At 39.8% G+C, this 25,158-nt stretch carries 18 protein-coding genes and 2 pseudogenes; 15 read left to right on the top strand and 5 right to left on the bottom strand.

The genetic code is table 11. From position 1 onward, the window contains the following. Positions 1-18: 18 nt before the first annotated feature. Positions 19-1,293, bottom strand: a complete 1,275-nt coding sequence (gltA, locus tag OD757_RS14565) for a citrate synthase (RefSeq protein ID WP_004789414.1) — start codon at positions 1,291-1,293, stop codon at positions 19-21. A 364-nt stretch (positions 1,294-1,657) separates the two neighbouring features. Beyond that, a pseudogene (locus OD757_RS18325) lies at positions 1,658-1,738 on the bottom strand (hypothetical protein); the annotation flags it as partial. 497 nt (positions 1,739-2,235) lie between these two features. On the opposite strand from OD757_RS18325, the gene sdhC reads away from it, so the two are divergent. The 5 genes from sdhC to OD757_RS14540 all read left to right on the top strand — a co-directional run bounded on the left by sdhC (position 2,236) and on the right by OD757_RS14540 (position 5,987). Continuing rightward, positions 2,236-2,637, top strand: a complete 402-nt coding sequence (sdhC, locus tag OD757_RS14560; protein WP_003655453.1) for a succinate dehydrogenase, cytochrome b556 subunit — start codon at positions 2,236-2,238, stop codon at positions 2,635-2,637. After that, complete coding sequence (gene sdhD, locus OD757_RS14555; protein ID WP_003655454.1) at positions 2,637-3,002, top strand: succinate dehydrogenase, hydrophobic membrane anchor protein; 366 nt, start codon at positions 2,637-2,639, stop codon at positions 3,000-3,002. The genes sdhC and sdhD overlap by 1 nt, the downstream gene beginning before the upstream one ends. 12 nt (positions 3,003-3,014) lie before the next feature. Then, positions 3,015-4,850, top strand: a complete 1,836-nt coding sequence (gene sdhA / locus OD757_RS14550) for a succinate dehydrogenase flavoprotein subunit (protein WP_009389358.1) — start codon at positions 3,015-3,017, stop codon at positions 4,848-4,850. Between the two features lie 14 nt (positions 4,851-4,864). Continuing rightward, complete coding sequence (locus tag OD757_RS14545) at positions 4,865-5,575, top strand: succinate dehydrogenase iron-sulfur subunit (RefSeq protein ID WP_005310066.1); 711 nt, start codon at positions 4,865-4,867, stop codon at positions 5,573-5,575. A 283-nt stretch (positions 5,576-5,858) separates the two neighbouring features. Beyond that, complete coding sequence (locus OD757_RS14540; RefSeq protein ID WP_002116082.1) at positions 5,859-5,987, top strand: hypothetical protein; 129 nt, start codon at positions 5,859-5,861, stop codon at positions 5,985-5,987. Positions 5,988-6,007: 20 nt separating this feature from the next. On the opposite strand, the gene OD757_RS14535 is transcribed toward OD757_RS14540, so the two are convergent. After that, complete coding sequence (locus OD757_RS14535) at positions 6,008-6,166, bottom strand: hypothetical protein (protein WP_227617080.1); 159 nt, start codon at positions 6,164-6,166, stop codon at positions 6,008-6,010. Here OD757_RS14535 and OD757_RS14530 point away from each other — a divergent pair. From OD757_RS14530 to OD757_RS14505, 6 genes are all read left to right on the top strand, one after another. Next, positions 6,145-8,985, top strand: coding sequence for a 2-oxoglutarate dehydrogenase E1 component (locus OD757_RS14530; RefSeq protein WP_009389715.1), 2,841 nt, complete (start codon positions 6,145-6,147; stop codon positions 8,983-8,985). The genes OD757_RS14535 and OD757_RS14530 overlap by 22 nt on opposite strands. Beyond that, positions 8,985-10,175, top strand: coding sequence for a 2-oxoglutarate dehydrogenase complex dihydrolipoyllysine-residue succinyltransferase (gene odhB, locus OD757_RS14525; protein ID WP_009389500.1), 1,191 nt, complete (start codon positions 8,985-8,987; stop codon positions 10,173-10,175). The genes OD757_RS14530 and odhB overlap by 1 nt, the downstream gene beginning before the upstream one ends. 61 nt (positions 10,176-10,236) lie before the next feature. After that, positions 10,237-11,670: a dihydrolipoyl dehydrogenase gene (gene lpdA, locus OD757_RS14520; RefSeq protein WP_004789427.1), complete on the top strand. Its 1,434-nt coding sequence runs from the start codon at positions 10,237-10,239 to the stop codon at positions 11,668-11,670. A 147-nt stretch (positions 11,671-11,817) separates the two neighbouring features. Beyond that, positions 11,818-12,984: an ADP-forming succinate--CoA ligase subunit beta gene (gene sucC, locus OD757_RS14515; RefSeq protein WP_003655470.1), complete on the top strand. Its 1,167-nt coding sequence runs from the start codon at positions 11,818-11,820 to the stop codon at positions 12,982-12,984. Between the two features lie 14 nt (positions 12,985-12,998). Then, on the top strand, positions 12,999-13,889 hold the full coding sequence (sucD, locus tag OD757_RS14510) for a succinate--CoA ligase subunit alpha (RefSeq protein ID WP_003655479.1): 891 nt from the start codon (positions 12,999-13,001) through the stop codon (positions 13,887-13,889). A 646-nt stretch (positions 13,890-14,535) separates the two neighbouring features. Further along, on the top strand, positions 14,536-15,267 hold the full coding sequence (locus OD757_RS14505) for a hypothetical protein (RefSeq protein ID WP_263032304.1): 732 nt from the start codon (positions 14,536-14,538) through the stop codon (positions 15,265-15,267). Positions 15,268-15,548: 281 nt separating this feature from the next. On the opposite strand, the pseudogene OD757_RS14500 reads toward OD757_RS14505, so the two are convergent. Continuing rightward, positions 15,549-15,710: pseudogene (locus OD757_RS14500) on the bottom strand (flotillin domain-containing protein); the annotation flags it as partial. A 346-nt stretch (positions 15,711-16,056) separates the two neighbouring features. Beyond that, entirely contained in the window at positions 16,057-17,070 is a 1,014-nt protein-coding gene (gene trpS, locus OD757_RS14495; protein WP_263032303.1) for a tryptophan--tRNA ligase, read from the bottom strand. 207 nt (positions 17,071-17,277) lie between these two features. Here trpS and OD757_RS14490 point away from each other — a divergent pair, with 207 nt between their 5' ends. The 4 genes from OD757_RS14490 to OD757_RS14475 form a co-directional block, all read left to right on the top strand. Continuing rightward, positions 17,278-18,207: a DUF808 domain-containing protein gene (locus OD757_RS14490; RefSeq protein WP_263032302.1), complete on the top strand. Its 930-nt coding sequence runs from the start codon at positions 17,278-17,280 to the stop codon at positions 18,205-18,207. 26 nt (positions 18,208-18,233) lie between these two features. Next, positions 18,234-19,133: a neutral zinc metallopeptidase gene (locus OD757_RS14485; protein WP_263032301.1), complete on the top strand. Its 900-nt coding sequence runs from the start codon at positions 18,234-18,236 to the stop codon at positions 19,131-19,133. Between the two features lie 242 nt (positions 19,134-19,375). Beyond that, positions 19,376-20,878, top strand: coding sequence for a cation:proton antiporter (locus OD757_RS14480; protein WP_009389368.1), 1,503 nt, complete (start codon positions 19,376-19,378; stop codon positions 20,876-20,878). Between the two features lie 457 nt (positions 20,879-21,335). After that, positions 21,336-25,158, top strand: a 3,823-nt coding sequence (locus OD757_RS14475; protein WP_263032300.1) for an Ig-like domain-containing protein, incomplete at its 3' end; no start/stop codon positions are given.

Genomic DNA, 25,158 nt, shown 5'->3' with positions numbered 1-25,158 from the left:
TTAATTTTCTTTCGAATATTAACGTTTGATGTCGCGCTGAGTCGGGCCAGTGTAAAGCTGACGAGGACGACCGATTTTGTATGGTGCGCTGTGCATTTCTAACCAGTGGCTGATCCAACCTACTGTACGTGCAAGTGCAAAGATTACCGTAAACATTTCTGTTGGGATACCAATCGCTTTAAGGATGATACCTGAGTAGAAGTCTACGTTAGGGTAAAGTTTACGTTCAACAAAGTACGGGTCGTTCAATGCAATACGTTCAAGTTCCATAGCAAGCGCTAATTGAGGATCATTGATATTTAATGCTTCAAGAACTTCGTCACAAGTTTGTTTCATGACTTTAGCACGTGGGTCGAAGTTTTTGTACACACGGTGACCGAAGCCCATGAGTTTAACTTCTTTGCGTTTTACTTTTTCCATGAACTCAGCAACGTTTTCTACACTGCCGATTTCATCAAGCATCTTAAGAACAGCTTCGTTTGCACCACCGTGAGCAGGTCCCCAAAGCGCAGAAATACCTGAAGAGATACATGCGTATGGGTTTGCACCAGTAGAACCAGCAAGACGTACTGTAGATGTCGAAGCATTTTGTTCGTGATCAGCATGAAGCGTGAAGATACGATCCATTGCGCGAGCAAGAACAGGATTTACTTTGTAATCACGGTCAGCAGGAGTAGCAAACATCATGTGTAAGAAGTTTTCCGCGTAATTTAAGTCATTACGTGGATAGATGAATGGTTGACCTACTGTGTATTTGTAACTCCAAGCAGCAAGCGTTGGAATTTTTGCAATTAGACGAATCGCAGTGATTTCACGGTGATTGATGTCTTCAATGTCAAGATTGTTGTGATAGAACGCAGATAATGCACCAACAACACCAACCATGATTGCCATAGGATGAGCATCACGACGGAAACCATTGAAGAAACGGCTAACTTGATCGTGAACCATCGTATGAGCACGAACTTTGGCATCAAATTCTGTTTTTTGTTCAGCAGTTGGGAGCTCGCCATTTAATAATAAATAACAAGTTTCAAGATAGTCTGCTTGAGTTGCTAACTGATCAATTGGGTAACCGCGGTGTAATAAAATACCTTTGTCGCCATCAATGAACGTAATTTTAGACTCGCATGCAGCTGTCGCCATAAAACCAGGATCGAAAGTAAAATGACCTTCTTTCAATATGCTGCTGACATCAATTACATCTGGACCTAAAGTGCCACTGTAGATTGGTAATCCAATTTCTTTGCCATCAAGATGTAATACGGCTTTTTTGCCATTTGCTTCAGACATTCAATAGATCTCCTGTCCTGGTGAATGTTGATCTGACCCGAAATCCTAATGTTCTCATGTGCGAATCAGACGGTGTCAAAATTTGCTATAAGATTAGTGAGTACTGAAATTTTGTCAATTATACTTATGGATAAAAAATGACGATCCCACAGAGAGTTAGTCATCAAGACCCGAGAAAAAAAGTCAGTAAAATCACTGCATCGGGATGGTATAATAAGTCAATTCAACAACAACGTGCAGAAAAAAAATGAAGTATGAGTACAATTGTAAGCAAATTTTAAAATTAAGATGAGAAATGATAAGGCGGTAGAAAATGCCAATCCAATTAAAAAAATCATAAAACTCATGGTGTAATTTCAAATTGCTAATCAAAAAAAACTCTGTTTTTATTTAGTTGTAACAAAGAATATTGCTGATTTTTTAAGTTTAATTGTATAAAAAATAGCTAATTGAACGGCGTTAAAATAATAATTATTCTTATTTTCGGTAAAAATTGCTTTCCCCATCGTATTTTAGATTGACTGATTTGAGTTGAATATAAGTACCTTCACTTATTCGAATTGTAGCTTTTATTGAAAATATGAGGTGTTACTAACATTTTTTTATTTATATGTTGAATTTATAACTTTATCTTTAGTCTAAAACTTACTTATTTAAAAGAAATTTCAGAAAAAATGAAATTAAATAAAAAGTTATTTTAAACAATAACATGATAGAACTATGTATACCTTTTTAATAGAGTTAATAGGGTGATATCATTGTTAATGATTCTTATTTAATTGTTTTTTGCTTAAATGGTAAAGTGGATTGTTTGTATTTTGATACTTCGCGTTTTATAATTCAGTGTCGTTTATAGGTTAGGCATGAGCTGTGCTTGCCTAACAATGCCAGCTTTCCTTGGAATTAATTCAACAAACTCCGGTCGGAGTTTCTACCTACAGGATGCCCGCTGTGAAAAGCAACAGACCTGTCAATTTGTCCATGGGTCAGGTGTTAGCGGTAAATTTACGCTCACCCGTGGCTATTGCATCAATTTTACACCGTTTATCAGGTGTCATCGTTTTCTTATTAGTACCAGTTCTCTTATGGATTTTAGATAAATCATTATCTTCACCAGAAGGATTTGACTACGTTAAAAATGTCGTGTTTGGAAATATCCTTGTACGTTTTATCGTTTGGGTATTTGTAGCCGGCTTGCTATTCCACTTTATTGCTGGAGTGAAGCACTTACTTGCAGATTTAGGTTTTGCTGAAGAACTGCAAAGTGGTCGTATTGCAGCGACAATTTCATTGATCTTATCTGTGGTAGCTATTATCGCAGCCTTTGTATGGATTATGTTCTAATGAAAAGTGCTACAGGTTTAACTGGTTCAGGTTCTCGTGATTGGTTTATCCAGCGTGTAAGTGCGGTTGTACTAGCAGCCTATACTGTTGTTCTTTTGGGTTGGATTCTCTGCAAAGGTGGATTTGACTATCAACAATGGGCTGGTTTCATGATGACATTACCAATGAAGATTTTTTCTTTATTGGCAATTTTATCGCTTATCGCACACGCATGGATTGGTATGTGGCAAGTTTTTACTGACTATGTCACTACTCGTCAAATGGGTCCTTCAGCGAAAGGTTTACGCCTTGTACTGACGACGGCTGTCATTATTGCAGTGTTTGTGTACGCAATCTGGGGTATCCAGATTTTCTGGGCGAATTGATAGGAAGACATCATGGGCGCGATAACCCCTAAAGAAGATTATTCAAATATTCAAAACCTCACTTTCGATGCAGTTATCGTTGGTGGTGGTGGTTCTGGTATGCGTGCATCTTACCAACTCGCTCAAGCGGGTTTGAAAGTTGCAGTACTCACTAAAGTTTTCCCTACACGTTCGCACACTGTAGCTGCTCAAGGTGGTATCGGTGCGTCGTTAGGTAATATGCAAGAAGATAACTGGCATTTCCATTTTTACGATACAGTAAAAGGTTCTGACTGGTTAGGTGACCAAGACGCAATTGAATTTATGTGTCGTGAAGCACCAAAAGTTGTGTATGAACTTGAACACATGGGTATGCCGTTTGACCGTAACGCCGATGGTACAATTTACCAACGTCCGTTCGGTGGTCACTCTGCTAACTATGGTGATAAGCCAGTTCCACGTGCTTGTGCTGCTGCTGACCGTACAGGTCATGCGTTATTGCACACGCTTTATCAAAGCAACGTGAAAATGGGTACACAGTTCTTCGTTGAGTGGATCGCTCTTGACTTGATCCGTAACGAAGCTGGTGATGTGCTTGGTGTAACAGCGATTGACCAAGAAACTGGTAACATTTCAGTATTCCAAGCAAAAGCGACATTATTTGCTACTGGTGGTGCTGGTCGTGTTTACCGTGCATCAACAAATGCTTATATCAACACTGGTGATGGTCTTGGTATGGCTGCTCGTGCTGGTATTCCATTACAAGATATGGAGTTCTGGCAGTTCCACCCAACGGGTGTTGCGGGCGCTGGTGTATTGTTGACTGAAGGTTGTCGTGGTGAAGGTGCAATCCTTCGTAACAAAGACGGCGAACCGTTCATGGAACGTTATGCACCGACTTTAAAAGACTTGGCTCCACGTGACTTCGTTTCACGTTCTATGGACCAAGAAATTAAAGAAGGTCGTGGTTGTGGTCCAAAAGGTGATTATATCTTACTTGATATGACTCACTTGGGCGCTGAAACAATCATGAAGCGTTTACCATCTGTATTTGAGATTGGTAAAAAATTCGCGAACGTTGATATCACAAAAGAAGCGATTCCTGTAGTACCAACAATCCATTATCAAATGGGTGGTATTCCTACGAATATGCATGGTCAGGTGTGTTTACCTGAAGTGGGTACAGACAACTACACTAAACCTGTAAAAGGTTTCTATGCAATTGGTGAATGTTCTTGCGTATCTGTACATGGTGCAAACCGTTTAGGTACTAACTCACTTCTTGACTTGGTTGTATTTGGTAAAGCTGCTGGTGAGCACATTATCGATTACGTAACTAAGCATCATGGTGATGAATATGCACCACTTCCAACAGATGTATTAGAGCAAACACTAGCTCGTGTACGTAAGTTGGATGACTCAACTTCTGGTGAAAATGCTCAAGAAGTCGCTGATGCAATTCGTGATATCGTTCAAGATCACGCTGGTGTATTCCGTACTCAAGCATTGCTTGATAAGGGTGTAAAAGAGATTCTTGCTCTTGAGCCACGTGTACGTAACATTCACTTGAAAGATAAATCTAGAGTATTTAACACTGCACGTGTTGAAGCGCTTGAAGTTGAAAACTTGTATGAAGTTGCAAAAGCAACTCTGATTTCAGCTGCTGCGCGTAAAGAGTGTCGTGGTGCGCATACTGTAGTTGATTATGAATTACCAGCTGATCACCCAACTTATTCATACGGTCGCCGTGATGATGAGTGGATGAAACATACGTTATGGTATTCATCAGACAACCGTTTGGAATATAAGCCTGTGCGCTTCAAACCGTTGACTGTTGATGCAATTCCGCCAGCACCACGTACATTCTAATCGGGAGTATAAAGATGAGTAGAGGTACTCGTACATTCGAAATCTACCGCTATGATCCTGATAAGGATAAAGCGCCGTACATGCAAACTTTCAAGCTTGAATTGACTGATAAGCACCGTATGTTGCTTGATGCATTGCTTGCATTGAAAGTTCAGGACGAAACGTTAACATTCCGTCGCTCTTGCCGTGAAGGTATTTGTGGTTCGGATGGTGTGAATATCAATGGTAAAAATGGTTTGGCTTGTTTAGAAAACCTAAATGATTTACCAGAGAAAATCGTAATTCGTCCTTTACCAGGTTTGCCGGTAGTTAAAGATTTGGTTGTTGATATGAACCAATTCTATGATCAATATGACAAAATTCAGCCATTCTTGATCAATAACCAACCAGCTCCACCTAAAGAACGTTTACAATCTCCAGAAGAGCGTGAACACTTAAATGGTTTGTATGAATGTATTCTTTGTGCATGTTGTTCAACTTCATGCCCATCATTCTGGTGGAACCCTGACAAGTTCTTGGGTCCTTCAGCATTGTTGAATGCATACCGTTTTATTATTGATTCTCGTGATACTGCTACTGCAGATCGTTTGGCTCGTCTTGACGATCCATTCAGTTTGTTCCGTTGTAAAGGTATCATGAACTGTGTGTCAGTATGTCCTAAAGGTCTAAATCCTACAAAAGCAATCGGTCACATCCGTAATATGCTATTAGATCAAGCGGGTTAATTCTGCACAAATAGAAAACGCACATCCTTGATGTGCGTTTTTTTTTAACTTTATAATGTAAACTTTAGACTATGGTCGAAAAAGATGAGTTTTTTATATATTGCACCATATATTAAAAGATAAAATCGCATATGTATTTCGCCAATTTATAGATGGTATGTGTCAAAAAAATCAATCGTTCGTTAAGAACATGATACGATTTGCCACAAAGTTATAGGTGAAAAAAGCGTATACTAGTGAAATTAATTTAAGTAGCACGATCTTAGATCTGTGCTTAATTTTTATGGTTAAAGTCATTTTAGAAAAGTTAATTTTAAAGTTAATTTTTCTAAAAAGATTTGCAAAAAATTGCTCGGTTTTAATCGAGTATAAGGTGAGTGATGATGCCATTGAGGGTGTTGTGATTCATTAATTACCTATGGAGTTTTCTCTCTAGGTAGTATGACGCCCCATGGTCGTAAAGACCTGTTGGGTAAGTAATGCCTTTTTTACCAATTCGGCATTATGCATCATGGGTGTGCTTAAAAGGCAGCCTGTAATATTTTTTGCAATAGGAAATGGGTCCACAAATGCAAGAAGTTGCTGACGCATTGCGTCTTGACACTGAACTTTCCGCTGATAGTGCAGCGTATATTGAAGAACTTTACGAGCAGTACCTGACTTCCCCAACCTCTGTAGCTGAGGACTGGCGCCAATATTTCGATAAATATCCAAAGGGTGACCAACCACACAGCGCTGTGCGTGAGCAATTCCTATTACTAGGACGTAATGCTAATCGTGTTCAACCTGTTGTACAAAGCACTGTAAGTACTGAGCATGAACGTCGTCAAATTGGCGTTTTACAACTTATTGCTGCTTATCGTAATCGTGGACATCAAAAAGCTAAATTAGATCCATTGGGTCTTGCTAAGCGTGAAGATATTCCCGATTTAGATCTTTCAGCACATGGTTTAACCAAATCAGATTTAGACACAGTATTCAACACTGGCAATCTTGAGATTGGCAAAAGCGAAGCAACGCTTGCTGAAATGATTGAAGCAATGGAAGCAATCTATTGTGGTTCAATCGGTGTTGAATATATGCATATCGTGGACACTAAAGAAAAGCGTTGGATTCAACAGCGTCTTGAAAGTGTTCGTGGTCAGCTTAATTTTACAAATGATCAAAAGAAAGGGTTCTTGGAGCGTTTAACCGCTGCAGAAGGGCTTGAAAAATACCTAGGTAATAAATACGTTGGTGCTAAGCGCTTTGGTGTAGAAGGTGGTGAATCTTTTATTCCTATGGTGAATGAAATCATTCAACGTGCTGGTGCTGTTGGTTGTAAAGAAGTTGTTATTGGTATGCCACACCGTGGCCGTTTAAACCTTCTTGTTAATATTATGGGTAAAAACCCTGCAGACTTGTTTGGCGAGTTTGAAGGTAAGGCCATTCATAAGAAAGGTTCTGGTGACGTTAAATACCATCAAGGTTTCTCAAGTAATGTAATGACCCCAGGTGGCGAAGTTCACTTGGCATTAGCATTTAACCCATCTCACTTGGAAATCGTTGGTCCTGTAGTTGAAGGTTCTGTGCGTGCACGCCAAGTGCGTCGTAGAGACATCGGCGGTGATGATGTATTGCCAGTGATTGTTCATGGTGACGCTGCATTTGCAGGTCAAGGTGTGAACATGGAAACCTTCCAAATGTCACAAACTCGTGGCTATACGGTTGGTGGTACTGTACATATTATCGTAAACAACCAAGTTGGTTTTACAACTTCTGATCCACGTGATGCACGTTCTACTGAATATTGTACTGACGTTGCAAAAATGATTCAGACGCCAATCTTCCATGTGAATGGCGATGATCCTGAAGCAGTAATCTTTGCTACTCAATTAGCACATGATTTCCGTCACGAATTCCGTAAAGATGTTGTGCTTGACTTGTTCTGTTACCGTCGTCGTGGTCATAACGAAGCAGATGAGCCATCTGGTACTCAACCATTGATGTATCAAGTGATTGCTAAAAAAGCAACAACTCGTACTCTTTATGCAGATCAACTTGTTCAACAAAAAGTAATTGATCGTGCTGAAGCAGACCAAATGGTTGAAGATTACCGTGCAGATTTAGAAGCCGGGAACCATGTGGCAAACGCTTTAGTACTTGAACCAAATACAAAAATGTTTGTTGATTGGACGCCTTATTTGGGTCATGACTATACAGACGATTGGGATACTTCATTTGACTTAAATCGCTTAAAAGAATTAGGCGAGGGCATGAGCAAACTTCCGGAAGGATTTGTTATGCAGCGTCAAGTGCAAAAAGTAATTGAAGATCGTGTGAAAATGCAAACTGGTGAAATTGCATTGAACTGGGGTGCTGCTGAAACTTTAGCTTACGCAACCTTAATTGATGAAGATTACCTTGTTCGTATTACTGGTGAAGACGTTGGGCGTGGTACTTTCTCACACCGTCATGCAAAATTGCATAACCAAGTAGATGGTTCAACGTATATTCCACTTTGTCATGTCAAAGAAAATCAACCACGTTTCGCAATTTACGATTCTTTGCTATCTGAAGAAGCTGTTCTTGCATTTGAATATGGTTATGCGACTACAATTCCTAAGAGCTTAATTATTTGGGAAGCACAATTTGGTGACTTCGTAAACTGTGCGCAGGTTGTAATTGACCAGTTCATTGCTTCTGGTGAGACTAAGTGGGAACGTGTTTGTGGTTTAACAATGTTGTTACCACACGGTTTCGAAGGTCAAGGTCCAGAACACTCATCAGCTCGTTTAGAACGTTTCTTACAGTTATGTGCTGAAGATAACATGCAAGTGATCACTCCAACGACACCTGCACAGATTTTCCATGCTTTACGTCGTCAAGCTGTACGCCCAATTCGTAAGCCATTGATCGTAATGTCACCGAAATCTTTACTTCGTCATAAACTTGCAACTTCTACTTTAGAAGAGCTTGCAAATGGTTCATTCCAAACTGTAATTGACGAAATCGATCAAATTAATAAGTCAGATGTAACTCGTCTTGTACTTTGTGGTGGTAAAGTTTATTACGACTTACTCGAAAAACGTCGTGAACAAAACTTAACTAACGTAGCAATCGTACGTATTGAACAGTTATATCCATATCCAGAACAACGTCTTGCGGAAATCTTGGCTGCATATCCAAACGTGAAAGAACTTGTTTGGGCACAAGAAGAGCCGAAGAACCAAGGCGCTTGGTTATTTATCGCACCGCGTTTATACGACGATATCTTAAAATCTGGCAAACAAATCCGTATCAGTTTTGCAGGTCGTGAAGCTTCTGCTGCACCAGCTTGTGGCTCACCGTACTTGCATGCAAAACAACAAGCTCAGCTAATTAATGATGCATTGGCAATCGAAGCTGAACAATCAGGAGATTCTCAATAATGGCAACCGAAATTAAAGCACCGGTATTCCCAGAGTCTGTTGCAGATGGAACCATCGCAACTTGGCACAAAAAGGTGGGTGAACCTGTATCACGTGATGAAGTGATCTGTGATATTGAAACCGACAAAGTTGTTTTAGAAGTGGTTGCTCCTGCAGATGGTAGCTTAGTTGCAATCATTAAAGGTGAAGGCGATACAGTTCTTTCTGACGAAGTGATTGCTCAATTTGAAGCTGGTGCTGGTGCAGCGGCTGCTCCTGCAGTAGAGCAAGCAGCAGCTCAAACTCAAGCTGGTGCAGCTCCTGTTGTTGAGCGCACAGAAACTGTATCTGATCAAGCTCCTGCGGTTCGTAAAGCTTTGTCTGAAACTGGTATTGCTGCTGCTGACGTACAAGGTACTGGTCGCGGTGGTCGCATCACTAAAGAAGATGTAGCAAACCATCAAGCTAAACCAGCTGCTAACGTTACTCCGTTAAGTGTAGCTGTTGGTGAGCGTATCGAAAAACGCGTTCCAATGACTCGTTTACGTAAGCGTGTAGCTGAGCGTCTTCTTGCTGCAACTCAAGAAACTGCAATGTTAACTACATTTAACGAAGTTAACATGAAGCCAATCATGGAATTGCGTAAGCAATATAAAGATGCGTTCGAAAAACGCCATGGGGCTCGTTTGGGCTTCATGTCATTCTTTGTTAAAGCTGTAACTGAAGCACTTAAGCGCTATCCTGCGGTAAATGCTTCAATTGATGGCGATGATATTGTTTATCATGGTTACTATGACATCGGTGTTGCAGTATCTTCTGATCGTGGTCTTGTTGTTCCAGTATTACGTGATACTGATCGTATGAGCTATGCAGAAGTTGAAGCAGGTATTGGTGCTTATGCTGCTAAAGCGCGTGATGGTAAATTATCTATCGAAGAAATGACTGGTGGTACTTTCACTATTACTAATGGTGGTACTTTCGGTTCATTACTTTCAACTCCAATTTTGAATCAGCCACAAACTGGTATCTTGGGTATGCATAAAATCCAAGAGCGTCCTATGGCAGTAAATGGTCAAGTTGAAATTTTGCCAATGATGTATTTAGCGCTTTCTTATGACCACCGTATGATCGATGGTAAAGAAGCAGTAGGTTTCTTGGTAGCAATCAAAGAATTGTTAGAAGAACCAGCTAAACTCATCCTTGATCTTTAATTTCTTCGAATAATATTACCGAGATAGAGTGATCCTCTATCTCGGACCATGGAGATAAACAATGTCTCAACAATTTGATCTTGTTGTTATTGGCGGTGGTCCTGGTGGTTATGAAGCTGCAATTCGTGCTGCTCAACTAGGTTTTAAAGTCGCTTGTATCGAAAAACGTATTCACAACGGTAAGCCATCTTTAGGTGGTACATGCTTAAACGTAGGTTGTATCCCTTCTAAAGCATTACTTGACTCTTCACATCGTTATGAAGATACAGTGCATCATTTAGCTGATCACGGTATTACTACAGGTGAAGTGAATTTTGATCTTGCTAAGCTTCTTGCTCGTAAAGACAAAATTGTTGACCAATTAACTGGTGGTATCGATCAATTGCTTAAAGGCAATGGTATTGAGTGGTTAAAAGGTACTGGTAAATTACTTGCTGGTAAAAAAGTTGAGTTTGTTTCACACGAAGGTGAGACTCAAGTTTTAGAACCTAAATACGTAATTCTTGCGTCTGGTTCTGTACCTGTAAATATTCCAGTAGCTCCTGTAGATCAAGATATTATTGTTGATTCAACTGGCGCATTAAACTTCCCAGAAGTACCTAAACGTTTAGGTGTTATTGGTGCGGGTGTAATCGGTTTAGAGCTTGGTTCAGTTTGGCGTCGTCTTGGTGCTGAAGTTGTTGTATTTGAAGCAATGGATGCATTTTTACCAATGGCTGATAAAGCTTTGGCAAAAGAATACCAAAAACTTTTAACTAAGCAAGGTCTTGATATTCGTATTGGCGCTAAAGTTGCTGGTACTGAAGTTAATGGTCGCGAAGTGACTGTTAAATACACTCAAGGTGGCGAAGAAAAAACTCAGACTTTTGACAAATTAATCGTTTGTGTAGGCCGTAAAGCTTATGCAGAAGGATTATTGGCTGATGATTCAGGCATTAAATTGACTGAACGCGGTCTAGTTGAAGTAAACGATTACTGTGCAACTTCTGTAGAAGGTGTATATGCAATTGGTGACTTGGTTCGTGGTCCAATGCTTGCTCATAAAGCAATGGAAGAAGGTGTAATGGCTGTTGAGCGTATCCACGGTCATGCAGCTCAAGTGAACTATGACACAATCATTTCTGTTATCTATACACATCCGGAAGCGGCATGGGTTGGTTTAACTGAAGAACAAGCTAAAGAAAAAGGTCATGAAGTTAAAACTGGTCAATTCGGTTTTGCTGTAAATGGTCGTGCTTTAGCTGCGGGTGAAGGTGCTGGTTTTGTTAAGTTTGTTGCTGATGCAAAAACTGACCGTTTATTAGGTATGCATGTCATTGGACCTGCTGCATCTGATATCGTACACCAAGGTATGATCGCACTTGAATTTGTATCTTCTGTTGAAGATCTTCAGTTAATGACATTTGGTCATCCAACATTCTCTGAAGTTGTTCATGAAGCTGCACTTGCTGTAGATGGTCGTGCAATTCACGCGATTCAACGTAAGCGTAAATAAAATAAAGAGCGGTTCTCCGCTCTTTTTCACATTTGATGGTGTGATTAAAAAAACATCAAGATGATAGAGGTAGACAGCAATTTGCATATACAACATGAGAATGTTGCGCAAATTGAAGACAACAAACAAAGTTAAGTAGGTAACTAAATGAACTTACATGAGTATCAAGCTAAAGCGTTATTGAAAGAATATGGTATGCCGGTACAAGAAGGTATCTTGGCAACCAATGCAGACGAAGCAGTTGCTGCATTCGAACAGCTTGGTGGTAAATTCGCTGTAATGAAAGCGCAAGTTCATGCTGGTGGTCGTGGTAAGGCTGGTGGCGTTAAAGTTGCAAAATCTAAAGAAGATGTTATCGAGTTTGCAAATAACATTATTGGTACTCGTCTTGTAACGTATCAAACAGATGCAAATGGTCAACCAGTAAACAGCATTATTGTTGCTGAAGACGTATACCCAGTTGAGCGTGAGCTTTACTTAGGCGCGGTTGTAGACCGTTCTAGCCGTCGTATTACTTTCATGGCTTCTACAGAAGGTGGTGTAGAAATCGAGAAAGTTGCAGAAGAAACTCCAGAAAAAATTATCAAAGTTGAAGTTGATCCATTAGTTGGCTTACAACCATTCCAAGCGCGTGAAGTTGCGTTTGCTTTAGGTTTGAAAGACAAGCAAATCAGCCAATTTGTTAAAATTATGGCTGCTGCTTACCAAGCATTTGTAGAAAATGACTTTGCATTATTTGAAATTAACCCACTTTCAGTTCGTGAAAATGGCGATATTTTATGTGTAGATGCAAAAGTTGGTATCGACTCTAATGCGCTTTACCGTTTACCTAAAGTTGCTGCTTTACGTGATAAATCTCAAGAGAATGAGCGTGAATTAAAAGCATCTGAATTTGATCTTAACTATGTTGCTTTAGAAGGTAACATCGGTTGTATGGTTAACGGTGCTGGTCTTGCAATGGCAACAATGGACATCATTAAACTTTATGGTGGTCAGCCTGCAAACTTCCTTGACGTTGGTGGCGGTGCAACTAAAGAACGTGTAATCGAAGCGTTCAAAATCATCCTTGCTGATACATCAGTACAAGGTGTTTTAATTAACATCTTCGGTGGTATCGTACGTTGTGACATGATTGCTGAAGCGATTATTGCAGCGGTTCAAGAAGTAAACGTAACTGTTCCAGTTGTTGTTCGTTTAGAAGGTAACAACGCTGAGTTAGGTGCTAAATTACTTGATGAATCTGGTTTGAAATTAATTTCTGCGAACGGCTTGTCTGATGCCGCAGAAAAAGTTGTAGCTGCAGTTAAAGCGTAAGGGGAGTATCAATCATGAGCGTATTAATTAATAAAGACACTAAAGTATTGGTACAAGGTTTTACTGGTAAAAACGGTACTTTCCACTCTGCACAAGCTTTAGACTACGGTACAAAAGTTGTTGGTGGTGTTACTCCAGGTAAAGGTGGTACTACTCACCTTGATTTGCCAGTATTCAACACAATGAAAGAAGCTGTACGTGAAACAAATGCAGATGCATCTGTAATTTATGTACCAGCTCCATTCGTTTTAGATTCTATCGTTGAAGCGGTTGATTCAGGTGTTGGCCTAATCGTTGTGATCACTGAAGGTGTTCCAACAATTGACATGCTTAAAGCAAAACGCTACTTAGAAACTAACGGTAACGGTACTCGTTTAGTTGGTCCTAACTGCCCAGGCGTGATCACTCCGGGTGAATGTAAGATTGGTATTATGCCTGGTCACATTCACCAACCAGGTCGTATTGGTATCATTTCACGTTCAGGTACATTGACTTATGAAGCTGTTGCTCAAACAACTAAGCTTGGTTTAGGTCAGTCTACTTGTATCGGTATTGGTGGTGACCCAATCCCAGGTATGAACCAAATCGAAGCTCTTCAATTGTTCCAAGACGATCCAGATACTGATGCAATCATCATGATCGGTGAGATCGGTGGTACAGCGGAAGAAGAAGCTGCTGAATTCATCAAATCTAACGTGACTAAGCCTGTAGTAGGTTACATTGCTGGTGTAACTGCACCTAAAGGTAAGCGTATGGGTCACGCTGGTGCGATCATTTCTGGTGGTCAAGGTACTGCTGAAGAGAAATTCGCTGCGTTTGAACGCGCGGGAATGGCTTACACTCGTAGCCCAGCTGAGCTTGGTTCAACAATGTTGCAAGTTTTAAAAGAGAAAGGTTTAGCGTAATTCGTTAGATTTTGATCTTTAAAAAAACCCCAATGGAGACATTGGGGTTTTTTATTAAAATGAAATGATATTAATTCTAGTAGGACATTGAATAATTAACATAATTAATTCAAGGGAAAAATAAATGAGTAGAGAAGAATTAATTTATTGTATCGAAAAATTTATAGATAAAAATGATATCTCTATCAAGAATACACAAAGAATAGAAGTTCTTCTTGATGACTTAAATTCAGAGGAAGAGATAATAGAGAGTATGATTCTAATTCTAGTGTTATATGTCCTGAAGGTGATGAGTACTTGTATGGTGAAGATGAAGTGCTTTTAGAATAGAAAAAAATATTAATTTTTTTGAATGATATTTAAATTCCACATATTGTCTATTCTCATTCTTTAAGATGAAAGAGAAGAGCTTTATGACTAATACCAATTTTCATAAATAACTTAATATTCAATCGCTTATAAATATTCCCCTTTTAAAGAGAAATGTTTAGCCTCATTCATTAGATTTTAATCTTAAAATTCCAATGGAGATATTGGTTTTTTTACTGGGAAATATAATTGGAGTATTCATGGACTTAGTCTACTAAATTAAATCTAGTAGACTAGTTGTATCTTTATAAAAATATCAATGACAAAGGCAATCGTCATGTATGTGAAAATATCTAGTGTGATTCTCTTCTGCACTTTAATTTCGGGGTGTGCCACAAATCCGGAAAAGTTACAGACACCAGTTGAACTTACTTGTATCTTCCTCAAAGAGCCACTTTCAACTACAGGGCTCTATGGTCCACTAAATGTGGAGTGGACCACTCGTCTAGAACGGGGACCATATTGGTCAGAAAAGATAGATGAAAAGGGCACGTTCTTTCGAGGGGCACCTGGTAGTATTTCAATTCGAAGCCCAGACTATCCATCAATTCCAGGACAACCTGCAGCAACTGATGGTGGCTTTTACTTACCAAAAGACCCTAAGGAACCAGTCAAAATTTATCGCTACTTTACAACAAAGGCAGTACCTGTTGAAGTTCCATCTGACAATGTGACGTGTAATACTCTAGCTTATACTAAAGAACCTGCATCCCATAAGGTTAGTGTAGTATCCTTTGCCACAGCTGGCGCAGTAGGAGGTGCTACTGGTGCCATAATTGGTAAGAACATTTCCTCAGGAAATATGAGCTACGGTCAAGCCACAGGAGCTGGCGCTGCAGGGGGAGCAATCGGTGGATTGATTGTTGCTGCTATCATCAACGCTGAAGTAGGGAAAATCATGGGTGGTCTACCAATAAAGGAATCTAGTTTTATGGAAAAGCTTCGCGAACTTGGGGCAAAACGCGAGCCTCTTAAACAAATTTCTTTACTACCAGCTTCTAGTCCATAAAGCTTAGTCCCACACGTTTATTCATCCATCGAGAGGTCGCTAGTAGTCAGCGCCCCTCTTATTAAACGTTGGGAATCTGTTTCGCTATACTTTTTCAACGCGTGATTTAATTCAAGGGGAGAGATGCCCTGTTTGATATTTTGCTAACCTTATACTGAACTTGGTATCTAATTACTCATTTTCACCATAGGAATGGGTGAAACGAAAGATGAAAATTGTAGATCGAACATTTAGCATTTCGGTCTACATTGAAATAGGAGTACTAAACAGAGTGTATCCCCTTACTCAGCTTTTGGTTTCAACCCTTGAGACAAACTATTGACATCACCACCTTGTAAGCCCAACTCATTCATTAAGTTATCAATCAAAGGCGCTTGTGAGCGATAGCGTAGCGCGCTATTCACCACTTGATCAGACAAAGAAGTTTGAGCATTTTCAACAGAAGCATTACTGTAACTCAGTTGAATTTCAACCTAAATTGCCAACATTATTATAGGCAAAAAAATACGCAATGATTGGGGTGATCATTGCGTAGAACAACGAATCTGTAAAAACAGTTTCGGTTTAAGGAGAAATGTCGTGAGGTTCATATAATGTAACCTACACGATGAATAATAGAGATAGTTAAGAAATTCTTCATCGCTATTAGCGTTAATAAGTGTTACTTCACGTTAATAGGGTAAAAGCATGTGAATGATAGTAGATATATTAGTTATTCTAAAAAAATTAATGTGATGAATTAAATAAGCATAAAAAAAAGCCCCGTAGGGCTTTTAATTTATAAGAGAATTAGAATTTGAATAATCCTAAACCATCTTTAACTTCATCTAAAGTTTGCTGAGTTATAAGACGACACTTATCTGTACCTTGGCGTAAAACATCCATAATGTAATCAGGATCTTTAGCAAGTTCTTCACGACGTTCACGGATAGGGCTGATCAATTCTTTCAAAACACCTTCAAGGCGTTTTTTAACAGTTCCATCACCTAAACCACCGCGACGATAATGCGCTTTTAATTCTTCAACTTCTTCTTTATTTGGATCAAATGCATCTAAGTAAGTAAATACAATATTTCCTTCCACCTGACCTGGATCTTCAATACGAAGATGATTTGGGTCGGTATACATTGCGTTTACAGCTTTTTTGATGTCTTTATCAGACGCATTTAAAACAATAGTATTACCTAATGATTTAGACATTTTTGCTTTACCATCAAAACCAGGTAAACGTGCCATATTTGAAAGCAAAGCTTTACATTCAGGTAAAAGGTCTTGGCTAATCTGACGGTTTATTCGACGTACAATTTCATTGGTTTGTTCAATCATTGGAATCTGATCTTCACCCACTGGAACCACTGTCGCTTTGAAAGCCGTAATGTCGGCAGCTTGCGCAACAGGGTAGCAGAGGAAGCCAGCCGGAATGTCACGCTCGAAACCGCGCATTTGAATCTCAGACTTAATGGTCGGGTTACGTTCTAAACGTGCAACCGTCACGAAGTTAAGATAGAGCATGGTGAGCTCATTCAGTGCTGGCAAGCATGATTGTACGCAAATCGTGGTTTTTGTTGGATCAATGCCTACAGCTAAATAATCTAGAGCAACTTCCAAAATATTGCGACGGACTTTATCTGGATTATCAGCGTTGTCTGTTAAGGCTTGAGCATCTGCTAACAAGAGATGTTGATGATGGCTATCCTGTAAACCTACACGAGAACGCAAAGAACCGACAAAATGCCCAAGGTGAAGTTGTCCGGTTGGGCGGTCGCCTGTCAAAATAATTGGACGCTGATCAACATTACTCATTATTTATTCCACTGTCTTATTGGCTTAATCAGGGGTAGTAAGCCCTGCAATATAAAAGATTGGCATTATTGTACGGGAAATAAAAAAAATTCGTCAGCGATTGGGTAAACTTTTCTTAAAATAATATTGTGAATTTATTCAGTAAAATTACAGAAATTAAAAAAATTCATCTTACAATAGCCTAATAAATACAAACTTGGATAAGAAATGGCAAGTGGCTTACTTTTACTACTAGATGATATTGCATCAATTTTAGATGATGTTGCTTTAATGAGCAAAATGGCAGCAAAGAAAACTGCTGGTGTGTTAGGTGATGATTTAGCTTTAAATGCGCAGCAAGTCACAGGGGTTCGTGCTGATCGCGAACTACCAATTGTTTGGAAAGTGGCTAAAGGCTCATTTGTTAATAAACTTATTTTAGTGCCTTTAGCATTGTTAATTAGTGTGATTGCCCCTTGGCTGATTAATCCACTATTAATGTTGGGAGGCTTATTTTTATGTTATGAGGGAGTAGAAAAAGTTCTTCATACCATTATGCATAAAAAGCCCTCTACATCAGAAGAAGCGAAAGCAGAATTTGATAGTGAAGAATTAGATTTAGCAAATTTTGAAAAAGAAAAAGTAAAAGGAGCTGTTCGAACAGATTTTATTTTATCTGCTGAAATTGTTGTTATTTCTTTAGGTACAGTAGCAACAGCGACTTTAATGACCAAGGTTAGTGTACTTAGTATTATTGCAGTCATCATGACAATTGGCGTTTATGGCATCGTTGGCATGATTGTTAAAATTGATGATTTGGGATTATATTTAACTAAGCAAACTGCCTCATTTAAGCAAACTATAGGTCGAGGCTTATTAGCTTTTGCACCTATTTTGATGAAATTACTTTCGATCGTGGGCACTATTGCAATGTTTTTAGTTGGGGGCGGGATTATTAATCATACGATTCCGTTACTTCATCACTTAACTGAAAACACAGTGGACCATGTTGAGACGATACCAGCGGTAGGAAATATCATTGGTGCTTTAACACCAACACTGATTAACTTTGGAATAGGACTAGTTGCGGGTGCAATTGTTCTATTAATTGTAAGTTTAATACAAAAAATGTGGCCAAAAAAAGCATCGGGTTCATGATGCCATTCTAAAATAAGAGGGAAATTATGCGCTGGAAAGGTCGTCGAATTAGTACCAATGTGGAAGACCGTCGAGGTGGTGGCGGTGTTAGAGCAGGTGGTATCAGTATTATTGGTTTGGTTGTTGCATTTGTTGCGTGGAAGTTTTTTGGGGTTGATCCACAACAAGCTTATCAGGCAACTCAGCAGGTCACTGCATCACAGCAGTCAAATGCAACTGCACCAGAAAGTTTAACAGCCGAGCAAAAAGAAGCCTCTGATTTTGTTGGAACTGTTTTGGCTGATACAGAAGATACGTGGACACCTATATTTAAACAGTTAGGTAAAACATATACACCACCAAGATTGGTGTTGTTTAGTGGAATGATTCAGTCAGGATGTGGTACTGCCCAATCTGCAATGGGACCATTTTATTGTCCAGCAGATCAGAAGGTTTATATCGATACAGAATTCTTTAAAGATATGCGTCAGCAAATGGGAATTTCTGGTGAACAAAACCAAACTGAACTTTCAAGACAAGACCAGGCAGGTGATTTTGCTCAAGCTTATGTTGTCGCACACGAAGTAGGGCACCATGTTCAGACCTTACTTGGTATTTCTTCACAAGTGCAACAAGCTCGTGCGCAAGCGAGCCAAAGAGAAGGCAATCAATTATCTGTTCGCCAAGAATTACAAGCCGATTGTTTAGCTGGTATTTGGGCGAGTCATAATCAGCAACGTACTCAATTTTTAGAGCAAGGTGATATTGAAGAAGCAATGGATGCTGCTCAAAAAATTGGAGATGATTATTTACAGAAGCGCTCTACTGGTCAGATTGTTCCAGATAGCTTTACGCATGGGAGTAGTGAACAGCGTATGCACTGGTTTCAGGTTGGTTTAAAAACTGGCGATATTAACCAATGTGATACTTTTAACAATCCAGTTTAGGATTTTATAGGATGAGTCTTGTTAAATATAAATTAATAAGCTCATCCTTTTTTCTTTAACTCATAACTATAAATAATGTTAAGAAATTTAACAGAGTGATAGATTGTTCATTCAATTCGTTAAACTTGTGTCCTAATTTCTGTTTTTATGATTATGGCATTCTTCATGCCAGTTTTTTATTAACTTTGGTCGATCTAACAAAGTTTCTCTTATTTGGTCGTTGACCCAGAAGAAGGGTATTCATGGGTAATTTTTTTCTACTACAAGCATTCACAGTGGTTTTTGCGCTATCAATAGCAACCACGATCTTTAATAAGCGAATTTTAGGCTTTCCACAGGCTATTGGTGTGCCGCTGGTCTCAGCAATTTTTGTCTTTATATTGCAATGGGGCGCAAGCCTCTTAAACGGTAACCAGTTTATTACCATTAATATTCATAATATTGAAGAAGCCGTGCGCCATATCGATTTTTATGACTTTTTAATTAATGGCGTTATTTGTTTTATTCTAACCTCTTCAGCACTTAAATTTAAAATTTCTGATTTAAAAAGTTACTGGAAGCAAATTAGTATTTTGGCCACCATTGCATTAGTCATTTGCGCCGTTTTATTTGGTGGATTGCTCTATGGGTTCCAACTGCTGGTTGGATATCATGTGCCAATTTTGGTGCTGTTACTTTTAGGCGCAGCTTTAGGTGCAACAGACCCTATTGGTATTAAAGGTGTACTTAGTTCGATTCGTGCACCACATCATTTGATCGTTAAGCTAGAAGGCGAATCACTCTTTAATGATGCAATGTGTATTGCATTATTTATGACTCTGCTCAATGTTTTACAGGGTGAACATTTCTCGTTGATGGCGACACTAGAAGCTCTACTCTATGAAATTGTTGTTGCGGTCGGGATTGGTTGGGCATTTGGGGTAGGGGTGTTGCGTCTATTACGCGGTAAACACGAAATGGAGTCCCTGATTTTGACAACAGCTTTGCTTGCGAGTGGAGCATATTTAGTAGCTTTGTTTGCCCATGCATCAGCACCGATTGCCTGTGTAATAGGTGGTTTGATTGTTGGAAACAAATGGAAAGAAATACGAGAAGAGCGAGAGATTCAAGAAGTTAATCATTTTTGGCACACTGTAGAAGGAATCATCAACTCATTCCTGTTTACTTTAATTGGTCTAGAGTTATTTATTCTTGATTTAAACTTTAGCCTAATTTTAGGCGGTATTGTTGCTTTCTTTATTCTACATATTTCTCGTTTTGCGGCCAACTTCATGGCTTTTGCCTTTTTCCCGAACATGCGGAAAATGAAAAGTTATAACGGTAGTTTAACTATTTTATCCTGGGGTGGGGTGCGAGGGGGGATTTCACTTGCATTGATTTTGGCAGTTGCCAATATTCCTGCCTTAAGTCCCTATAGCAGTATCCTGATTGGCTATACTTTTATTAGTGTGTTGTTATCCGGCATTGTTTGTGGTTTAGGTCTACCAGCTGTGATGAATGCTTTTTATTACAATCCGAATGAAGAAACTGAGGGCTTAAAAGGTTTCTATCAGAGATTGTGTCATAAAATGAACCGAAGAGGCTTTCAATATATTGTGGGTGAAGATGCGCTGGGTAGAGAGACAATCACTGTTTTTAACCCAGATATTCTGGTAGACCAAAAAACTGAAGATGGAATTGCAACGATGCATGACCCTAATAAGTTACAAGAAGTAAAACGATTTGAGAGTCCCGATAATTTCTAAATATAAACACTTTTAAATTTTATCAACCATTTAAAAATTAGGTTTTAGTGTAATAGTAAAATATTACCTAAAGCCTTTTTTATCTATATATATCATTAATAATATATTTTATTTTATTAAGATATTAATAATTGTTATATGAATATTTTAATTAAATGAAATTTCAACAAATGGTAAATAACAAAATATTAAATTTGTTTTATATATAAAACGTTTAATGCGATTTTTCATTAAATTAACACAAGAAAAACCTAATAAAGACTTATATATAATTTGTATTAATTAAAATTTTTTCTATAGGTACTTTAGTATTTGTTTTTTTTATTTTAAAGTGGTTAATGTAAAAATGATCACATTACTTAATGTTTTTAAGTTGTAGGTCAAAAACTTGAAAACATTAAGTAAAAAGAATTATACATAAAATCATTTAAATCAATAATATAAAAGGAATACAGATATGCCTGAAATACAAATTATTGCTAAGGACAATCATAAAACCTTAGTAACAACAGAGGGAACTTCCGCATCGCTTACAGAAGCATCGGTTGTATTGGTAAAAGTGGCTGCCAGTGATGTATTGGTAGTGAATAGGGAGGGAACCAATGCAGTCATTCGCCTTAAAAATGGCGAGACTATTGTTATTGAAGGCTTTTTTAGTGGAACAGCTGAGCCTAAAGATAACAGCCTTGTTTTTCAAGACGAAAATGGACAGTTAATCTGGGCAAAATTCAAAGATGCTGAAAATGATGCAGACGCCGATGCAGACGCTGATGCGGATGCTGACAGTGATGTTGAGCCACAAGCACTTGTAGCTGAAGATTTACCAGCCGCGTTACCTGCAGAGGCACCACAAGAGTTGGTGTCTGATGTTATTTATCAGCCTATTTCTTCAATTGAACCATTGCTTTATCATGATGGGGGCATAAATCCATGGTTATGGGCTATCCCATTAGTTGCGGGTGGTATTATCGCAGCAGCATCAAACCATGATAGTAATAACGACTCTTCAACACCTGCCGATACCACTCCACCAAATACGGATGGCGTAACTTTCTCTGTTAATTCCGTTACATCTGATAATGTACTAAATGCATCAGAAGCAGCAGGTAATGTCACCATTACTGGTATTTTGAAAAATATTCCAGCAGATGCGACAAATACAGTGGTTACTGTCCTTATTAATGGGGTAACTTACACTGCAACTGTAGATAAAGCAGCGGGTACCTGGACAGTAAGCGTACCGGGCAGTGGTTTAAAAGCAGATGCGGATCAAACAATTGATGCAACTGTAACGTTTACAGATGCAGCAGGTAATAGCAGTACTGTTAAAGATACACAAACTTATACAGTGGATACTACTGCACCAAATGCGCCAGTGATTGACCCAGTGAATGGGACAGACCCAATTACAGGTACAGCAGAACCAGGTTCAACAGTGACAGTGACTTATCCTGACGGAAGTACGAAAACTGTTGTAGCAGGACCAGATGGTAATTGGTCAGTAGATAATCCTGGTCTTAATGATGGTGATAAGGTAACAGCCGTAGCAACTGACCCTGCAGGTAATACATCAGGACCAGGAACTGCTATTGTTGATGCGGTTGGGCCGAATACAGACGGTGTCAACTTTGCAGTTGATTCAGTAACTGCTGATAACGTAATTAATGCCTCAGAAGCATCGGGCAATGTCACTATTACAGGTGTCTTGAAAAACGTTCCGGCAGATGCGACGAATACAGTTGTTACTGTTCTTATTAATGGGCAAACATATACTGCAACAGTAGATAAGGTAGCAGGCACCTGGACAGTAAGCGTACCTGGTAGCGGCTTAGTTGCTGATACAGATAAAACCATTGATGCGAAAGTAACGTTTACAGATGCAGCAGGTAATAGCAGTACTGTTAACGATACACAAACTTATACGCTTGATACATCAGCACCGACAGTAGCCCTTGATGATGTATCAACTAACGACAGTACGCCTGCGTTAACTGGCACAGTGAATGATCCAACAGCAACTATTGTGGTAACTGTCGATGGGGTGGATTACCCGGCAACTAACAATGGTGACGGTACTTGGACACTTGCAGACAATACACTGCCTGCATTAACTGATGGCTCACACACTATTACCGTGACTGCAACAGATGCTGCAGGTAATGTGGGTACCGATACAGGTGTGGTGATAGTTGATACTGCAGCACCAAATACAGGATCAGTAAATTTTGCGATTGATTCAGTAACATCTGACAACGTGATTAATGCCTCAGAAGCATCAGGTAACGTTACCATTACTGGTATTTTGAAAAACGTTCCGGCAGATGCGACGAATACAGTGGTGACTGTTCTTATTAATGGGCAAACATATACTGCAACGGTAGATAAGGTAGCAGGCACCTGGACAGTAAGCGTGCCGGGTAGTGGTTTAGTTGCTGATATAGATAAAACTATTGATGCTAAAGTAACGTTTACAGATGCAGCAGGTAATAGCAGTACTGTTAACGATACGCAAACTTATACAGTGGATACCACTGCACCAAATGCGCCAGTGATTAACCCCGTTAACGGGGTAGACCCAATTACAGGTACGGCAGAACCTGGTTCAACAGTAACAGTGACCTATCCTGACGGTAGTACAGCAAGTGTTGTAGCAGGACCAGATGGTGACTGGTCAGTACCAAACCCGGGTGATCTTAAAGATGGTGACAAGGTAACAGCAATCGCAACAGATCCAGCAGGTAACCCATCGTTACCTGGAACAGGTATTGTTGATGCGGTTGGGCCGAATACAGACGGTGTGAACTTCACGGTTGATTCAGTAACATCTGACAACGTGATTAATGCCTCAGAAGCATCAGGTAACGTTACCATTACTGGTGTGTTGAAAAACGTTCCGGCAGATGCGGCAAATACAGTGGTTACTGTCCTTATTAATGGGCAAACATATACTGCAACAGTAGATAAGGTGGCAGGCACCTGGACAGTAAGTGTACCTGGTAGCGGCTTAGCTGCAGATGCAGATCAAACTATTGATGCGAAAGTAACGTTTACAGATGCAGCAGGTAATAGCAGTACTGTTAACGATACGCAAACTTATACAGTGGATACCACTGCACCAAATGCGCCAGTGATTAACCCCGTTAACGGGGTAGACCCAATTACAGGTACGGCAGAACCTGGTTCAACAGTAACAGTGACCTATCCTGACGGTAGTACAGCAAGTGTTGTAGCAGGACCAGATGGTGACTGGTCAGTACCAAACCCGGGTGATCTTAAAGATGGTGACAAGGTAACAGCAATCGCAACAGATCCAGCAGGTAACCCATCGTTACCTGGAACAGGTATTGTTGATGCGGTTGGGCCGAATACAGACGGTGTGAACTTCACGGTTGATTCAGTAACATCTGACAACGTGATTAATGCCTCAGAAGCATCAGGTAACGTTACCATTACTGGTGTGTTGAAAAACGTTCCGGCAGATGCGGCAAATACAGTGGTTACTGTCCTTATTAATGGGCAAACATATACTGCAACAGTAGATAAGGTGGCAGGCACCTGGACAGTAAGTGTACCTGGTAGCGGCTTAGCTGCAGATGCAGATCAAACTATTGATGCGAAAGTAACGTTTACAGACGCAGCAGGTAATAGCAGTACTGTTAACGATACACACACTTATACAGTGGATACGGTTGCACCAAATGCACCGGTGCTTGATCCAATCAATGCCACTGATCCAGTGACAGGTACAGCAGAAGCGGGATCAACCGTGACTGTGAGCTTCCCGGATGGTACGACTGCAACAGTTGTGGCAGGCACAGACGGCACATGGTCAGTACCAAACCCAGGTGACTTGACCGATGGTCAAACGGTTACAGCAACCGCAACTGACCCGGCAGGCAACACTTCATTGCCAGGTACAGGTACAGTTTCAGCAGACATCACAGCACCTGTGGTGGCACTTGATGATGTGTTAACCAACGACAGCACACCAGCACTCACTGGTACAGTGAACGATCCGACTGCAACTGTGGTGGTGAATGTAGATGGCACAGACTATCCGGCAGTCAACAATGGTGACGGTACCTGGAGTCTTGCAGACAATACACTTCCAACACTCGCAGACGGTCCACACACCATTACTGTGACTGCAACAGATGCAGCAGGTAATGTGGGTAGCGACACTGGTGTGGTGACCATTGATACGGTAGCACCAAATGCACCGGTCCTTGATCCGATCAATGCCACTGATCCAGTGACAGGTACAGCAGAAGCGGGATCAA

This window comes from Acinetobacter sp. AYS6, assembly GCF_025630795.1.
Classification (GTDB): domain Bacteria; phylum Pseudomonadota; class Gammaproteobacteria; order Pseudomonadales; family Moraxellaceae; genus Acinetobacter.
The sequence above is the reverse complement of the archived record's forward strand: the minus strand, read 5'-3'. Positions and strand labels throughout refer to the sequence as shown.

What these genes read in the sequence shown, in the direction of transcription:
- OD757_RS14540 (WP_002116082.1), top strand. Translation starts at nt 5,859, where the DNA reads ATGGTTAAAGTCATTTTAGAAAAGTTAATTTTAAAGTTAATTTTTCTA.
- sdhC (WP_003655453.1), top strand. Translation starts at nt 2,236, where the DNA reads ATGCCCGCTGTGAAAAGCAACAGACCTGTCAATTTGTCCATGGGTCAG.
- trpS (WP_263032303.1), bottom strand. Translation starts at nt 17,070, where the DNA reads ATGAGTAATGTTGATCAGCGTCCAATTATTTTGACAGGCGACCGCCCA.
- OD757_RS14530 (WP_009389715.1), top strand. Translation starts at nt 6,145, where the DNA reads ATGCAAGAAGTTGCTGACGCATTGCGTCTTGACACTGAACTTTCCGCT.
- OD757_RS14505 (WP_263032304.1), top strand. Translation starts at nt 14,536, where the DNA reads ATGTATGTGAAAATATCTAGTGTGATTCTCTTCTGCACTTTAATTTCG.
- OD757_RS14535 (WP_227617080.1), bottom strand. Translation starts at nt 6,166, where the DNA reads ATGCGTCAGCAACTTCTTGCATTTGTGGACCCATTTCCTATTGCAAAA.
- OD757_RS14545 (WP_005310066.1), top strand. Translation starts at nt 4,865, where the DNA reads ATGAGTAGAGGTACTCGTACATTCGAAATCTACCGCTATGATCCTGAT.
- OD757_RS14490 (WP_263032302.1), top strand. Translation starts at nt 17,278, where the DNA reads ATGGCAAGTGGCTTACTTTTACTACTAGATGATATTGCATCAATTTTA.
- sucD (WP_003655479.1), top strand. Translation starts at nt 12,999, where the DNA reads ATGAGCGTATTAATTAATAAAGACACTAAAGTATTGGTACAAGGTTTT.
- sdhD (WP_003655454.1), top strand. Translation starts at nt 2,637, where the DNA reads ATGAAAAGTGCTACAGGTTTAACTGGTTCAGGTTCTCGTGATTGGTTT.
- sdhA (WP_009389358.1), top strand. Translation starts at nt 3,015, where the DNA reads ATGGGCGCGATAACCCCTAAAGAAGATTATTCAAATATTCAAAACCTC.
- OD757_RS14485 (WP_263032301.1), top strand. Translation starts at nt 18,234, where the DNA reads ATGCGCTGGAAAGGTCGTCGAATTAGTACCAATGTGGAAGACCGTCGA.
- gltA (WP_004789414.1), bottom strand. Translation starts at nt 1,293, where the DNA reads ATGTCTGAAGCAAATGGCAAAAAAGCCGTATTACATCTTGATGGCAAA.
- odhB (WP_009389500.1), top strand. Translation starts at nt 8,985, where the DNA reads ATGGCAACCGAAATTAAAGCACCGGTATTCCCAGAGTCTGTTGCAGAT.
- lpdA (WP_004789427.1), top strand. Translation starts at nt 10,237, where the DNA reads ATGTCTCAACAATTTGATCTTGTTGTTATTGGCGGTGGTCCTGGTGGT.
- sucC (WP_003655470.1), top strand. Translation starts at nt 11,818, where the DNA reads ATGAACTTACATGAGTATCAAGCTAAAGCGTTATTGAAAGAATATGGT.
- OD757_RS14480 (WP_009389368.1), top strand. Translation starts at nt 19,376, where the DNA reads ATGGGTAATTTTTTTCTACTACAAGCATTCACAGTGGTTTTTGCGCTA.